General features: G+C 63.4%; 9 protein-coding genes and 3 pseudogenes. 4 read left to right on the forward strand and 8 right to left on the reverse strand.

The window, feature by feature from the left end; all coding sequences use genetic code 11:
- Nucleotides 1-148: 148 nt before the first annotated feature.
- Nucleotides 149-1,606, forward strand: coding sequence for a UdgX family uracil-DNA binding protein (locus tag EN750_RS02885; RefSeq protein ID WP_127395586.1), 1,458 nt, complete (start codon nucleotides 149-151; stop codon nucleotides 1,604-1,606).
- 63 nt (nucleotides 1,607-1,669) lie between these two features.
- On the opposite strand, the gene EN750_RS02890 is transcribed toward EN750_RS02885, so the two are convergent.
- The 5 genes from EN750_RS02890 to EN750_RS02910 all read right to left on the reverse strand — a co-directional run bounded on the left by EN750_RS02890 (nucleotide 1,670) and on the right by EN750_RS02910 (nucleotide 6,775).
- Entirely contained in the window at nucleotides 1,670-2,935 is a 1,266-nt protein-coding gene (locus EN750_RS02890; protein WP_127395587.1) for a glycerate kinase, read from the reverse strand.
- Nucleotides 2,932-3,429 carry a heme-degrading domain-containing protein gene (locus EN750_RS02895; protein WP_127395588.1) on the reverse strand — a complete coding sequence of 166 codons (498 nt, stop codon included), beginning with the start codon at nucleotides 3,427-3,429 and terminating at the stop codon, nucleotides 2,932-2,934. Before EN750_RS02895 ends, EN750_RS02890 begins: the two co-directional genes overlap by 4 nt.
- A 65-nt stretch (nucleotides 3,430-3,494) precedes the next feature.
- Nucleotides 3,495-4,214 (reverse strand): aspartate/glutamate racemase family protein, encoded by a 720-nt coding sequence (locus EN750_RS02900; protein WP_127395589.1) that lies wholly within the window; start codon nucleotides 4,212-4,214, stop codon nucleotides 3,495-3,497.
- A gap of 31 nt (nucleotides 4,215-4,245) precedes the next feature.
- Nucleotides 4,246-5,556 (reverse strand): guanine deaminase, encoded by a 1,311-nt coding sequence (guaD, locus tag EN750_RS02905; protein WP_127395590.1) that lies wholly within the window; start codon nucleotides 5,554-5,556, stop codon nucleotides 4,246-4,248.
- A gap of 1 nt (nucleotide 5,557) precedes the next feature.
- Nucleotides 5,558-6,775 carry a urate hydroxylase PuuD gene (locus tag EN750_RS02910; RefSeq protein ID WP_127395591.1) on the reverse strand — a complete coding sequence of 406 codons (1,218 nt, stop codon included), beginning with the start codon at nucleotides 6,773-6,775 and terminating at the stop codon, nucleotides 5,558-5,560.
- Nucleotides 6,776-6,937: 162 nt separating this feature from the next.
- Here EN750_RS02910 and EN750_RS02915 point away from each other — a divergent pair, with 162 nt between their 5' ends.
- The 3 genes and pseudogenes from EN750_RS02915 to EN750_RS02925 all read left to right on the forward strand — a co-directional run bounded on the left by EN750_RS02915 (nucleotide 6,938) and on the right by EN750_RS02925 (nucleotide 10,236).
- Nucleotides 6,938-7,858 carry a LysR family transcriptional regulator gene (locus EN750_RS02915; RefSeq protein WP_127395592.1) on the forward strand — a complete coding sequence of 307 codons (921 nt, stop codon included), beginning with the start codon at nucleotides 6,938-6,940 and terminating at the stop codon, nucleotides 7,856-7,858.
- A 103-nt stretch (nucleotides 7,859-7,961) separates the two neighbouring features.
- Nucleotides 7,962-8,975: an LLM class flavin-dependent oxidoreductase gene (locus EN750_RS02920; protein ID WP_127395593.1), complete on the forward strand. Its 1,014-nt coding sequence runs from the start codon at nucleotides 7,962-7,964 to the stop codon at nucleotides 8,973-8,975.
- Nucleotides 8,972-10,236, forward strand: a pseudogene (locus EN750_RS02925) (LLM class flavin-dependent oxidoreductase). Before EN750_RS02920 ends, EN750_RS02925 begins: the two are co-directional and overlap by 4 nt.
- Nucleotides 10,237-10,248: 12 nt before the next feature.
- Here the strand turns inward: EN750_RS02925 and xdhC are convergent.
- The 3 genes and pseudogenes from xdhC to EN750_RS02940 all read right to left on the reverse strand — a co-directional run.
- The gene (xdhC, locus tag EN750_RS02930; protein WP_127395594.1) at nucleotides 10,249-11,259 is read right to left on the reverse strand and encodes a xanthine dehydrogenase accessory protein XdhC; all 1,011 of its coding nucleotides are present in this window, start codon (nucleotides 11,257-11,259) and stop codon (nucleotides 10,249-10,251) included.
- 82 nt (nucleotides 11,260-11,341) lie between these two features.
- A pseudogene (xdhB, locus tag EN750_RS02935) lies at nucleotides 11,342-13,693 on the reverse strand (xanthine dehydrogenase molybdopterin binding subunit); the annotation flags it as partial.
- A pseudogene (locus EN750_RS02940) lies at nucleotides 13,693-14,085 on the reverse strand (xanthine dehydrogenase small subunit); the annotation flags it as partial. The pseudogenes EN750_RS02940 and xdhB, both read right to left, overlap by 1 nt.

Here is a 14,085-nt window from a genome sequence, read left to right on the forward strand (position 1 = left end):
TGGAGGATGTCGGGCGGGTCTGCCAGTCGATCGCCAAGCTCAGGCCGTTCATCATCGCCGAAGGCTGGTCGCCTGGTGCGCTGACCGACAAGGCCGGCCTGCGCGACAAGATCGCCCACTCCTGCGAACAATTGTCGTTGTTCTGATCATGCGGCCGGCGGAACTCGATCTCGCCAGATACAGAGTTCGGCTCGACAGCGAGACGGATTTTGCCGGCTGGCGTGACGCGGCACGGCGGCTGGCCCTGAATGAGGTCAGGCCCGAGGACGTCGACTGGCATGTCGCGCCGGGCTCTGATCAGGCAGAATTGCCCGAAGTGCCTGCGGGCGCGCAACTCGTCGTGCCGCGCGACTTCATCGGGCATGCCGAAACGGCGTTCTGCCATTCCGATCCCGGCCGGTTTGCCTTTCTCTACCGAATGCTTTGGCGGTTGCGCGACGAGCCTAAACTGCTGGAAATCGCGTCGGACCCCGACACCAGGCGGCTTGAGGCCATGGAAAAGGCGGTGCGGCGCGACAGCCACAAGATGCACGCCTTCGTACGCTTCCGGAAAATCGGCGACGGTGCCGATGAGCGCTATGTCGCCTGGTTCGAGCCGGATCATTTCATTGTCGAGCGCAACGCCGATTTCTTCGTCAGGCGTTTCACCGGCATGCGCTGGACGATCCTGACGCCATACGCCTCCGCCGATTGGGATGGCGAAAGGCTGGCTATCGGACCGGGCGCGGCCAAGGGCGATGCGCCGGATCAGGACGACACCGAGGCGCTCTGGCGCACCTATTTCGAGAACATCTTCAATCCGGCGCGATTGAAGGTGAAGGCCATGCAGAAGGAGATGCCGAAGAAATATTGGCGGAACCTTCCCGAGGCTTCGCTCATTCCAGACATGATCGCAGGAGCGGACAAGGCCGCCAAGGACATGATTGCGAAAATGCCGACAACACCCGCGCCGCACCACGCCAAGGTGCAGGCACGGCATTGGCCGAAGCAGCCCGCCGAAGCACCGGAAGATGATGCAGACACGATTCCCGAGTTGCGTGAGGTAGCGAAAGGCTGCCGCCGCTGCCCGCTGTGGCGCGACGCGACGCAGACTGTCTTCGGTGAAGGTCCCGACAATGCCAAGGTGATCTTCGTCGGCGAACAACCGGGGGATCAGGAGGATCTCGCCGGCAAACCTTTCGTTGGTCCGGCCGGCAAGGTGTTCGATGCGATCCTGGATGATGCCGGTGTCGATCGGCAAAAGGTCTATGTCACCAACGCAGTCAAGCACTTCAAGTTCGAGCCGCGCGGCAAGCGCCGCATCCACTCCAAGCCGAATTCCGGTGAGATTCAGGCCTGCCGCTGGTGGATCGACCAAGAATTCGAGCTGATCAAGCCGAACCTCGCCGTGGCACTCGGCGCGACGGCGGCGATGTCGCTGCTCGGCAAGGCGATCCCGGTGACAAAGATGCGCGGACAAGTGATCGAGCGCGAGGACGGATTGCGCGTGTTCATCACCATCCATCCCTCCTTCATTCTGCGCATCCGCGAGTCCGCGGACAAGGAGGCTGAACGCGAACGGTTCCTGCAGGATATGAAGCTGGTGAAGCGGCTGATGGCCGCCTGATTAGTCTGCTTTGCGCAATTCCGGACGGAAAACCGCTTCACACTTTTCCTGGAATTGCTTCAGCTACCTGATCAGAATTGCCCTGAGATCGTTGACATTCGTACCGGTCGGGCCGGGTACGAAGAGATCGCCAACCGCGTTGAAGGCCGTCCAGGCATTGTTGCCGGCAAGCATGGCCTTGGCATCGACACCGGCCGAGCGCATGCGCGACACGGTCGAGCCATCGGCGAAGGCGCCGGCATTGTCTTCCGAACCGTCGATGCCATCGGTGTCGGCGGCCAATGCGTGGATGCCTTCGACGCCGTTGATGCCGATAGCAAAGGCGAGCAGGAATTCCGAATTGCGGCCGCCCTTGCCTTTTGCCCGTAGCGTGACGGTTGTCTCGCCGCCCGACAGGACCAACACCGGCTTCGAAAATGGTCGGTTGCGCGTCGCCACTTCGCGCGCGATCGCGGCATGGACGCCGCCCACCTCGCGCGCTTCGCCCTCGATGGCATCGGAGAGGATAACGGCCTCGACACCCTGCCGTTTCGCTTCCGCAGCGGCGGCTTCCAGCGATACCCCGGCCGAAGCGATCAGATGCACCTCGTTGCGCGAAAAACGCTCGTCGTCCGGGCTTGGCGCATCGGCGGCCGGCGAATTGATATGCGCCATCACCGAGGCCGGCAGTTTCATGCCATAGGCCGATATCGAGGCCAGCGCGTCGGCGCGGATGCCTGTATCGGGTACGGTTGGGCCGGAGGCGACCATTGCCGGATTGTCGCCGGGAATATCGGAGACGATCAGCGATACCACCCTGGCCGGCCATGCGGCCGCTGCCAGCCTGCCGCCCTTGATGGTGGAAAGGTGCTTGCGGATGGTGTTCATCGCTGCGATCGGCGCACCCGAGGCGAGCAGCGCCTCGTTGACGGCGATCTCGTCGGCCAGCGTCAGGCTGCCGGCCGGCGACGGCAACAGCGCCGAGCCACCGCCGGAAATCAGCGCCACCACCAGATCATCCTCAGTCAGACCCTGGACCTTGGCGAGCAGGCGCCGCGAGGCTTCCAGACCGGCAGCGTCCGGCACCGGATGCGCCGCCTCGATGATCTCGATGCGCTCGCAGGTCGCGCCATAGCCATAGCGGGTGACGACCAGCCCATCGATGAGGCCGTCCCACACTTTCTCGAACGCTGCCGCCATCTGCGCCGAGCCTTTGCCCGCGCCGATGACGATGGTACGGCCCTTTGGCTTGGCCGGCAGATGATCCCGGATGGTTCGTTCCGGGTCGGCGGCGGCGATGGCGGCGTTGAAGACGGAGGTCAGGAAGGCCTTGGGATCGAGCACGGTCATTCGGCGTCCCGAGGCAATGCCAGGCCGCGCTTGTCGACGCCCAAATGATCGCACAGCGCATCTACGACGACGCCGTGATCCTCGCGCTCCGGCAGTCCGGAGACGGCGATCACCCCGATGACGCCGGCGCCCTTGACGGTCACCGGAAAGCCACCGCCGGCCAGCACGTAGTCGGCAATATCCAGCCCTTCGCCGATCTTGAAGCTGCGGTCGGGGCGCTGCTGTTCCAACACCATGCGATAGGTGCTTCTCAGGAACCGTTTGACCACATTGATCTTGCGCCGCGCCCAGTCGGGATTGGAAGCATTCGAGCCCGGCAGCGCGGCATAGAACAGCGGCCGGTCGAAGGTCCGGATATCGACGATGATTGGCAGGTTCCCGGCCAAAGCCCTATCGCGAATCGCGGTACCGATCTCAAAGGCAATGGCCTCGTCGAACTCCGAAAAGACGAGCGTGGCTTCCTGTCTTTTAATAGTCTCGATGTCGTCGGCCACTGTCTCGCTCCCGATGTCGTTGTTGGCTTTCGCCGACTATCGCGGCGTGGTCAAGACGTCAGCGGTCAGGCGCGCCCATCTGCTAGGACTTTGTCCAGCGCCGCCTCGGCATGAAGTTGGGTGACGTCGAAAGCTGGCAACGGATAGTCGTCCAAAGCGGCCAACAGCGGAAGCTCGGTGCAACCTAAGATCACCGCCTGCGCGCCGCGCGCCTGGAGGTCCAATGCCATATCCATCAGCGCAGCCCTTGAGTCCTGCTTCACGATGCCCAACGTCAGCTCATCGATGATGATACTGTGCAAGGCTTCACGTTGTTGCTGCGGCGGTGTGAGGACTTCGAGGCCATGACGCTGGCGCAGACGTCCCGAGAAGAAATCCTGCTCCATCGTATATCGCGTTCCCAACAGCCCCACACGCGCGAAGCCCCGTAACTGAATGGCCTGCGCTGTGGCATCGGCGACATGCAGCAGTGGGACGGAAAGCTGAGCCTCCACTTGGTCGGCCACACGGTGTGCGGTGACTGAGGTGAGCATCACTAAATCGGCGCCGGCCCTTTCCAGGTTTCGCGCCGCTTCGGCTACCGTTTCAGCGAGATCATCCCAGCGTCCGAGCGCGGCCATCTCGTTCAGTTCGTCGAAATCCAACGTGAACAGGACCGACCTGGCATTGTGATGTCCGCCGAGGCGCCGATGCGCGGCCTGATTGAGCAGCCGATAGTAAATCGCGCTCGATTCCGAACTCATCCCGCCTACCATACCGATGAGTTTATTCTGACGGACGGTCATCGACGGGGCTCCCCTCGCACCTGCCGCTGCACTATAGCAGATCGCTCTTCGCTGCGCGCCCCGCGACATAGACCTCGCGCACGGTGCGGTCGTCGCCAAGCGTCTGCAGGAGAAACAGTTCCTGCGCCAGCGTCTCGACCGTTTCCATCCTGAGCCGCATCGCCGGCGTCGCCCTGGCGTCCAGCACGACGATGTCGGCATCGCTGCCTTCATCCAGCGTGCCTATCTTTTCCGCCACCGACAGCGCCTCGGCATTGCCGCGCGTCATCTGCCAGAAGGACTGGAGCGGGTTGAGCTTCTCGCCGTTCAGCGCGATCACCTTGTAGCCCTCGTCCATGGTGCGCAGCATGGAGTAGTTGGTGCCGCCGCCGACATCGGTGGCAGCGGCGATCCGGATCGGCTTTTCGCGGCGACGAAAGCGCTGATAGTCGAACAGGCCGGAGCCGAGGAACAGGTTGGAAGTCGGGCAGAACACCGCCACCGAGCCACTGTCGGAAAGCGCATTCGCTTCCCGCTCCGAGAGATGGATGCAGTGCCCGAACAGGCTCTTTTTGCCCAACAGCCCGTAGTGCTCGTAAACGTCGGTATAGTCACGCGACCACGGATAGAGTTGCTGCGTGAAGGCGATTTCGGCGTGGTTTTCCGACAGATGCGTCTGCATGTGCAGATCGGGATATTCCCGGCACAGCGCGCCCGCCATCTCCATCTGCTCCGGCGACGAGGTGATGGCGAAGCGCGGCGTGATGGCGTAGTGCTGCCGTCCTTTGCCATGCCATTCCTTGATCAGCGCCTTCGTGTCGTCGTAACCGGATTGCGGTGTGTCGAGCACGCCGTCGGGCGCATTGCGATCCATCATCACCTTGCCGGCGATGTTGAGCATGTTGCGGTCATGCGATTCGGCAAAGAAGGCCTCCGCCGAAGCCTTGTGCACCGAACAGTAGGCGGCGACCGTCGTCGTGCCATGGCGCACCATTTCGTCGAGGAACAGCCGCGCGATGCGGCGGCCGTGCTGGGCGTTGGCGAACTTCGTTTCCTCCGGAAAAGTGTAGGTTTTCAACCAGTCGAGCAGTTCTGCGCCATAGGAGGCGATGACCTGCATCTGCGGAAAATGCGCATGCGCATCGATGAAGCCGGGCAGCAGCAGATGCGGCCGGTGGTCGATTTTCTTCGCCGTCTCGCCGGCCTGCTTTTCAACATCGGCATAGGTGCCCGCAGCGACGATCCTGCCGTCGCGGATCAGCAGGCCGCCATCCTCCTCGTAGCGCCAGGCGGAATGATCGTCGATGGTTTGCGGCCAGCGCACGAAGGACAGCGTGCGGCCACGCAGAAGTGTCGAGGTCATGCTATTTCCCCGCGCCTTCGAACCAGGCCACCAGCAGCGCCCTTTCCTTGTCGGTAATCTGGCTGACGTTGGCGGGCGGCATGGCGTGGCTGCGACCGGCCTGCAGATAGATCTCGCGGGCGTGGTTGGCGATATCCGCATCGGTGTCGAGCATCACGCCCTTGGGCGCATGATAGATGCCCTCAAAGACCGGCTCCGCCGCGTGGCACATCGAGCAGCGGCCGAGCACGGTGTCGCGTACGGCCGGGAAATGCACTGAAGCGACATAGATCTGCGCCGCCGCCGATTCCTTGGGTTCGCCGGTCAGCACCTTCGGCGCGGTCGACAGCCAGATGATGACAATGAACAGGACGAGTGCCGCCATCCAGGTCCAGGTCGGATTGCCCTTGCGGGCATGGATCGAGTTGAAATAGTGCCGGATCAGCACGCCGATGATGAACACCAGCGAGGCGATGACCCAGTTGAACTCAGTGCCGAACGCCAGCGGATAGTGGTTCGACAGCATCAGGAACAGCACCGGCAGCGTCAGATAATTGTTGTGAAGCGAACGCTGCTTGGCGATCTTGCCATATTTCGGATCGGGCTTGCGGCCGGCGATGAGGTCGGCGACAACGATCTTCTGGTTGGGGATGATGACCATGAAGACATTGGCCGACATGATCGTGGCGGTGATGGCGCCCAGATGCAGGAAGGCGGCGCGGCCGGTGAACAGGTGCGTCAGCCCCCAGGCGATGAACACCAGCACGCAGTAGAGCACCAGCATCAGGCCGGTATCGCTTTTTCCCAGCGGCGAGCGGCACAGCAGATCATAGACCACCCAGCCGACGCCGATCGTCGCCAGCGACAGCAGGATGCCTGTAGGCACCGACATCGGCAGCACGGTGGGATCGATCAGGAACAGATCGGCTCCGGCGTAGTAGACGACGCACAGCATGGCGAAGCCGGACAGCCAGGTGGCGTAGGATTCCCACTTGAACCAGGTCAGGTGTTCCGGCATTTCGGCTGGTGCCACCAGATACTTCTGGATGTGGTAGAAGCCGCCGCCATGCACCTGCCATTCCTCGCCGAAGGCGCCGACGGGCATGCCGGGACGCTGGCGCAGGCCGAGGTCGAGCGCGACGAAGTAGAAGGACGAGCCGATCCAGGCGATGCCGGTGACGACGTGCAGCCAGCGCACGGCAAAACTCAGCCAGTCCCAGAAAATCGCGAAATCCATCATTGAAATCGTCCCTGCCGATTGGGCGACTTTACGGCTTGGAGCGCAAACGGAAAGAGGCGAGGTGCACGATGACTTTCAAAAAAAAATGGAAAATACTAGGGTAGTCACACGCAGCAGGATGGGAGCCGCCCGAAGGCGGCCTCAGGAAAGCCACTAAACCGCATGGCCTATCTCGACAACATTGCCGTCTTCGTTCGCGTGGTCGAACTCGGCAATCTGTCGGCGGCCGGGCGCGACATGCGGATTTCGCCGGCGGTCGCCTCCAACCGCATCAAGGAGTTGGAGAAGCACCTGGGCGTGCGTCTGTTCAACCGCACGACGCGGCAATTGATGCCGACCGAGCATGGCACGGTTTTTTACGGGGGCGCAAAGCAGGTGCTGGAGGCGATCACCGAAGCGGAAGCCGCGGTCTCGGCGCTTTCCGGTCAGCCGCGCGGCACCATCCGCGTCACCGCCCCCTTGGGCCTCGGCCGTCGGTTGGTGGCCTCGGGCATTCCCGATTTTCACGACAGATACCCAGACATCGAGGTGAGGCTGAGGCTTTCGGATCACAATGTCGACATCATGAAGGAAGGCATCGACGTCGCCTTCCGGCTCGGCATCATCGAAGATTCCAGCCTCAGGATGCGCGGCATCATGGAATGCGAGCGCGTGCTGGTGGCGGCGCCGAAATATCTCGAGGCGCGCGGCGAACCGATCGAGCCGCAGGAACTGATCGGCAAGAAGCACGACTGCCTGATGCTGCGTTATTCCGGCGCGCGCGAATATGTGTGGACGCTGCAGACCCCCACGGGCCCGCAGAAGTTCGAGGTACACGGACCCTACGACACCGACGACGGCGACGTGCTGACCGGCTGGGCGCTTTCAGGCCGCGGCATCATCAACAAGCCGCGCTTTGAGGTCGAGCCGTTCATCCGCGACCGGCGGCTGAAGGTGATCCTGAGCAGCACGCCGCCGACACCGGTGCAGTTCGCCGCCGTCTATCCGCACAAGAAGCTGCAGGATCCAAAAGTGCGGCTGCTGCTCGACTTCATGGCCGAGCGCTGCCAGCGACTGATCAACGATCTGCTAGCTGGGAAATAATGCTGGCCTCCACGTGACCGGCGGTTGACCCAGCGCCACCGGTTGCCATCCCCTGAAGTGGCGAACATAGTTCGGGTGGTATTTCGTCTCGCAGGCACCATCGATGGACAGCGGCGCCACAATGCATCTTGCCGTTTCGCTGTTTCCGGGGATCGCCGATCCATCGCCGGAACCGGGATTCAGCCGCCTGACTGGTTTCGTGCAAAAGGCCGAAGCAGCGGGCCTGGACATGGTGCTGCTTGCCGATTCCGCACCGGCGTCCGGCGGCGGTGCCGCGAACAGCCCGATGCCCTTCGAAGCGACCACTTTGCTGGCCGCATTGGCGACTGTCACAAGCAGGATCGGGCTCGTCGCCGCGGCATCGACCGTCGCCCACCAGCCATACAATCTGGCGCGCCGTTTCGCCTCGCTCGACATTATCAGCCATGGCCGCAGTGGCTGGAACGCAACCATGACGCAAGCGCCACGGCAAGCAGCCAATTTCAGCCGGCCCGGGGGATTTTCGCCCGACGATTTCCGCCGTCGCAGTGAGGAATGTATCGGCATCGTGCAAGGTCTGTGGCGGGGCTGGGATGCGGACGCGCTGCTGTTCGACCAGAGCGGCGGCCGCTTCCATGACCCCGAAAAGATGCATTTGCTCGACCATACGGGCGAGTTCTTTTCCGTGCGCGGACCGCTGAACGTCGCACGCTCGCCGCAGGATACGCCAGTGCTCGTCTTGTCGGGCTTGAGCGAAGCCGACCTGGATATTGCCGCCCGCATCGCCGATGTCATCCTGCTGGATGACGGACCGGTGGAGGGCGCGACAGGACGCTATGACGATATCAGGCGCCGTGTCGCAGCCTGTGGACGCGACCCGGATGCCGTCAAGGTGCTGACGAACGTCGCGCCTACCGCCGATAGTAAGCCGGCTGCCGTCGCCGAGAGGCTGGAAGAGGAATTCCGGGCGAAAAGCTGCGACGGGTTCAACATCCTGATGCCGGCACAGCTTTCAGCGCTCGACGATTTCGTCGATCTGGTTTTGCCGGAACTGAGGCAGCGTGGCCTGTTTCGAGAGAACTATCGCGGCACGACGTTGCGCTCGCATCTGGGGCTTGCCGGCGGAGGTGACCGATGACCGCTCGCCAGATCAAGCTCGGCGCCTTCCTGTGGGCGACAGGCCACCACATCGCGGCCTGGCGCCATCCCAAGGCACACGTCACCGCCGGCACTGACATCGACCATTACATCGCGCTGGCGCGCACGGCGGAAGCGGCGAAGTTCGACATGATCTTCTGCGAAGATGCCGCAGGCCTGCGCGAAGCCAATGTCGGCATTGCCAGCCAGACTTCGCGCTCGATCGGCTTCGAGCCGATCAGCCTGCTTTCGGCGCTCGCCGTCCAGACCAGCCGCATCGGCCTCGTCTCGACAGCCTCGACAAGCTACAACGAGCCCTATGGCCTGGCGCGAGCCTTCCTGTCGCTCGACCATCTGAGCGGCGGCAGGGCCGGCTGGAACCTGGTCACCTCGGCCAGCCCCGTCGAGGCCGCCAATTTCGGCTCGACCGGCCTCAAGCCCCATGCCGATCGCTATGAGCGCGCGCGCGAATTCGCCGAGGTGGTAACCGGGCTCTGGAACGGCAAGCTCGATGGCGCTTCTGGATCCGGACATGACGGCCAGAGCTTTTCGGTTCGCGACCCGCTCGATCTGCCGCGTTCGCCGCAGGGCGCGCCGGTGATGGTCCAGGCCGGCGCCTCGGATGTCGGCCGCGACCTTGCCGCCCGCACCGCCGATGTGGTGTTCACCGCGGCGCAGACCTTCGAGGAAGCGAAGGCCTTTTACGACGACCTCAAGGGACGTCTGGCGGCCACGGGCGCGAGCCTGACGACATCAAGATCATGCCGGGCGTCGCGCCAGTGGTGGCGGAGACCGAAGCGGAGGCCCGTGAAAAATATGAGGAATTGCAGGCACTGATCCCCGACGATGTCGGCGTTGCGCTTCTGTCCAGCTATCTCAGCATCTCCGATCTGTGGCGCTATCCGATCGACGGGCCGCTGCCGGATCTGCCGGAGAGCGAGGGGATGAAAAGTCGGCAAGCGCTGGTCATCGAGCAATCGCGCCGCGACGGCCTCTCTATCCGCGAGCTTGCCCGGCATTTCGCCGGCGCGCGTGGCCATTGGCGCATCGTCGGCACGGCGGCCCAGGTTGCCGATGAGTTGCAGGCGCGGTTCGAAGGCGGTGCCGCCGACGGCTTCAACGTCATGCCCTCTTATTTCCCCGGCGAACTCAATGCCTTTGCGATGCTCGTCGTGCCGGAACTGCAGCGGCGCGGCCTGTTCCGCACGGAGTACGAGGGCCGCACATTGCGCGACCAACTGGGTTTGAAACAGCCGGTTTAGCTGTGGCGCAGCCTAGCCTGCCATCACCCTGCCATGCGGAATTTGATGGTCGGCACTTGAGGTTGCGTTGTGACTGACCAGCGCTGTCATGATCTCGGCTGCCGCCAGCGCCGCGATGACCTGCGGGCGCTTGTCCTTGACCGTATCGCCGCCGATCGGCGAGACAAGGCGGGCAAACTCGGCTTCGCTGCCTGCCGCTGATTTCAGGAACCAGTTCCTGAACGTCGCTTTCTTGGTCTTCGAGCCGATCATGCCGACATAGGCGGTGTCGCCGCGCTTCAGCGCCTCGGCGACGATCAGGAAATCCAGCGCATGATCGTGGGTGAGGATGGCAAAGGCGGCGCCGGCAGGGGCATTTCGCACCATCGCTTCCGGCATAGCTGTCAGCCTGGTCTCGACGGTTTCCGGCATGCCTTCCAGTGCCTCGGCCCGCGTCTCGATGACGACGCAATGCACGGGGAGAAGTGCTATCGTCGACGCCAACGCCTGGCCGACATGGCCGCCGCCGAAGACGTAGACACGCGGCAAGTGAGCCTCCTCAGCTTCCGCAGCCGCAACCAGATCGGCGGCAAGGGCTGCATCGACGAGACGGATCAGCACTTCGACACGCCCGCCGCAGCATTGGCCGATCTCGGGGCCTAGCGGCACATCGAGGGTTGCGCGGACTTCGTCGACCGCGATGCGGGTTCCCCTCCCCCTCGAGGGGAGGGTGGCGGCGAAGCTGCCGGGTGGGGTCGGATCGACCGGGCTCAACGCCCTGGCGGTGCCTTCTGATAGGACCCCCTCTGTCGGCTTCGCCGACATCTCCCCCTCAAGGGGGGAGAAGAGCATCTGCCTGGCCTTGTCGATTGCCATGTATTCGAGCTGACCGCCGCCGATCGTGCCAAAGATCGCCGCCCGCGAGACGAGCATAAATGCGCCCTTCTCGCGTGGCGTCGAACCTTTTGTGCCAGCCACTTCGACCAGGGCAATCCGGTCGGCGCTGGCAAGGAAGTCTCTCAGGCTTTGCACTTTCGAATTCATCATTCGCATTCCCGTGCGGGAAATATAGGTTTTTTCGGCCCGGATTGCACGCATTGCCGACCTTGCGCCAGACTCAGGCGACGGCCTCTTTCTTCAGCCTCTCGATCGCCATCAGCACGCGCTCCGGTGTGGCGGGGGCATCGAGGCGCGGGCAAATCTTGTTGTCGGCGACACTGGCCACCGCATCCGACAGCGCATGCAGCACCGACATGCCGAGCGGGAACGGCGGCTCGCCGACCGCCTTGGAGCGGTGGATGGTCGGCTCGCCCGCTTCCGGCCAGTCGGCCAAGGTGACGTTGAAGATCTTCGGCCGATCGGAGGCGAGCGGGATCTTGTAGGTCGACGGCGCATGCGTGCGCAGCCGGCCCTTGGCGTCCCACCACAGTTCTTCCGTCGTCAGCCAGCCCATGCCCTGGATGAAGCCACCCTCGATCTGGCCGATGTCGATGGCTCGGTTCAGCGAGCGGCCGCAGTCGTGGAGAATATCGGTGCGCTCCACCATGTATTCTCCGGTCAGCGTGTCGACCGAGACTTCCGAACACGAGGCGCCATAAGCGAAATAATAGAAGGGGCGGCCCTCACCCTTGTCGCGGTTCCAGTGGATTTTCGGCGTCTTGTAAAACCCCGCCGCCGACAGCTGGATGCGCGCCATATAGGCCTGCTTGACGAGGTCGGCGAAGGCAATTTCCTGGTTGCCAATGCGCACCCGGTTGGGCAGGAACAGCACCTGATCGCGCGGCACCTGGTATTTTTCGGCGGCGAAATCGGTCAGCCGATCCTTGATCTGGCGCGCGCCATTCTGCGCCGCCATGCCGTTGAGGTCGGAGCCGGACGACGCCGCCGTGGCCGAGGTGTTCGGCACCTTGCCGGTGGTGGTCGCGGTGATCTTGACCTGGTCGAGGTCGATCTGGAACTCTTCCGCCACCACCTGCGCCACCTTGACGTAGAGGCCCTGCCCCATCTCGGTCCCGCCATGGTTCAGATGCACCGAACCGTCGGTGTAGACATGCACCAGCGCGCCGGCCTGGTTGTAGTGGGTGGCGGTGAACGAGATGCCGAACTTGACCGGTGTCAGCGCCAGGCCGCGCTTGATGAAACGGCTGTTGGCGTTGAAGGCCGATATCTCACGCCGCCGCCGCGCATAGCTGGCGCTTTCCTCCAACTCGGCGACGATGCGCTGGATGATGTTGTCCTCGACCGTCTGGTGGTAGGGCGTGATGTTGCGGCCCCCCTCGCTATCACCACTGGTGCCGTAGAAATTCTTTTTGCGGATTTCGAGTGGATCCTTGCCGACGGCAAAGGCCACCTCGTCGATGACGCGCTCGGCGCCGACCATGCCTTGCGGGCCACCGAAACCCCGAAACGCGGTGTTCGACACGGTGTTGGTGTAGAGCGGCGCCGACTGGGCATGCACCGCTGGCCAGAAATAAGTGTTGTCGCAGTGGAACAGCGCGCGATCGGTCACCGGGCCGGAAAGGTCCGACGAAAAACCGCAGCGCGCCGCGAACATGAAATCGACGCCGAGGATATTGCCCTCGTCATCGAAGCCGACCTCGTAGTCGACGAGGAAATCATGACGCTTGCCGGTGGCGATCATGTCGTCGTCGCGGTCGGGCCGGATTTTCACGGCGCGATGGTGTTTCTTCGCGGCGATCGCGGCCAATGCGGCAAACTGGTTGCCCTGCGTCTCCTTGCCGCCGAAGCCGCCGCCCATGCGGCGGATTTCCACCGTGATGGCGTTGCTCGGCACGCCAAGCGCATGGCTGACCATATGCTGGACTTCGCTCGGATGCTGGGTCGAGGAATAGATGGTGACGTCCTGGTCCTCGCCCGGAATGGCCATGGCGATATGGCCTTCGAGGTAGAAGTGTTCCTGGCCGCCGACGCGCATTTTTCCTTTTAGCCGGCGCGGCGCCTGACGGATGGCTGTGGCGGCATCGCCGCGCTTCAGCGTCAGTGGCGGCGTGACGAGCTTGTCCTTCCTCGGATCAAGTTCCCCGATGTCGGTGACGAAGGGCAATTCCTTGTATTCGACCTTGGCCAACCTGGTGGCGCGACGCGCCTGCTCGCGCGTCTGCGCAATAACGCAGAAGATAGGCTGGCCGTAGAATTGCACCTTGCCGTCGGCCAACACCGGCTCGTCGTGGCGGCCGGTCGGCGAAATGTCGTTTTCGCCGGGCACGTCACTGGCCGTCAGCACGTCGACAACGCCGGGCGCTGTACGCACCGCCGAGAGATCCATGCTGGCGATCGTGGCATGCGTGGCGGTGGAAAGCCCGAGGCAGCCATGCAGCGTGCCGGCCGGTTCCGGCATGTCGTCGATGTAGACGGCGGTGCCGCTGACATGCTTGTGCGCGGAATCGTGGCGCTGATCGGTGGCGACGCCGCCAGCGATCTTTTCAGCCTTGAGGTTGGGGGCAGCGTGCTTGTTCATCATGCCGCCTCGTGCCTTGAAACCTGGATCGGGTCCCTGGTGCCGCTGGTCTCGGCGAAGAAGCGCAACAAAAGGTTGCGCGCTGCCAGGGCGCGATACTCGGCCGAGGCCCGCATGTCGGTCAGAGGGGTGAAATCCCTTGCATATTCGCCCATCGCCGCTTCAACCGTCTGTTCGGTCCACGGCTTGCCGAGCAGCGCTTTTTCGACAGAAGACGCCCGCTTCGGCGTCGCCGCCGTGCCGCCATAGGCAATGCGCACCTCCGCGACCGTGCCATCGCTGGCCAGCGTCAAGAAAAAGGCGCCGAGGGCTGCGGTAATGTCTTCGTCGCGGCGCTTGGTGATTTTGTGGACGGCGAATTTCGTGCCCCTGGCCGGAACCGGAACGTGCAC

Origin of the sequence: Mesorhizobium sp. M7A.F.Ca.ET.027.03.2.1 (assembly GCF_003999175.1) — a bacterium.
GTDB lineage: Bacteria > Pseudomonadota > Alphaproteobacteria > Rhizobiales > Rhizobiaceae > Mesorhizobium.

Excerpts from the sequence above, each read along its gene's own strand:
- EN750_RS02885 (WP_127395586.1), top strand. The coding sequence starts at position 149 with ATGCGGCCGGCGGAACTCGATCTCGCCAGATACAGAGTTCGGCTCGAC.
- EN750_RS02890 (WP_127395587.1), bottom strand. The coding sequence starts at position 2,935 with ATGACCGTGCTCGATCCCAAGGCCTTCCTGACCTCCGTCTTCAACGCC.
- EN750_RS02900 (WP_127395589.1), bottom strand. The coding sequence starts at position 4,214 with ATGACCGTCCGTCAGAATAAACTCATCGGTATGGTAGGCGGGATGAGT.
- guaD (WP_127395590.1), bottom strand. The coding sequence starts at position 5,556 with ATGACCTCGACACTTCTGCGTGGCCGCACGCTGTCCTTCGTGCGCTGG.
- EN750_RS02910 (WP_127395591.1), bottom strand. The coding sequence starts at position 6,775 with ATGATGGATTTCGCGATTTTCTGGGACTGGCTGAGTTTTGCCGTGCGC.
- EN750_RS02915 (WP_127395592.1), top strand. The coding sequence starts at position 6,938 with ATGGCCTATCTCGACAACATTGCCGTCTTCGTTCGCGTGGTCGAACTC.
- EN750_RS02920 (WP_127395593.1), top strand. The coding sequence starts at position 7,962 with ATGGACAGCGGCGCCACAATGCATCTTGCCGTTTCGCTGTTTCCGGGG.
- xdhC (WP_127395594.1), bottom strand. The coding sequence starts at position 11,259 with ATGAATTCGAAAGTGCAAAGCCTGAGAGACTTCCTTGCCAGCGCCGAC.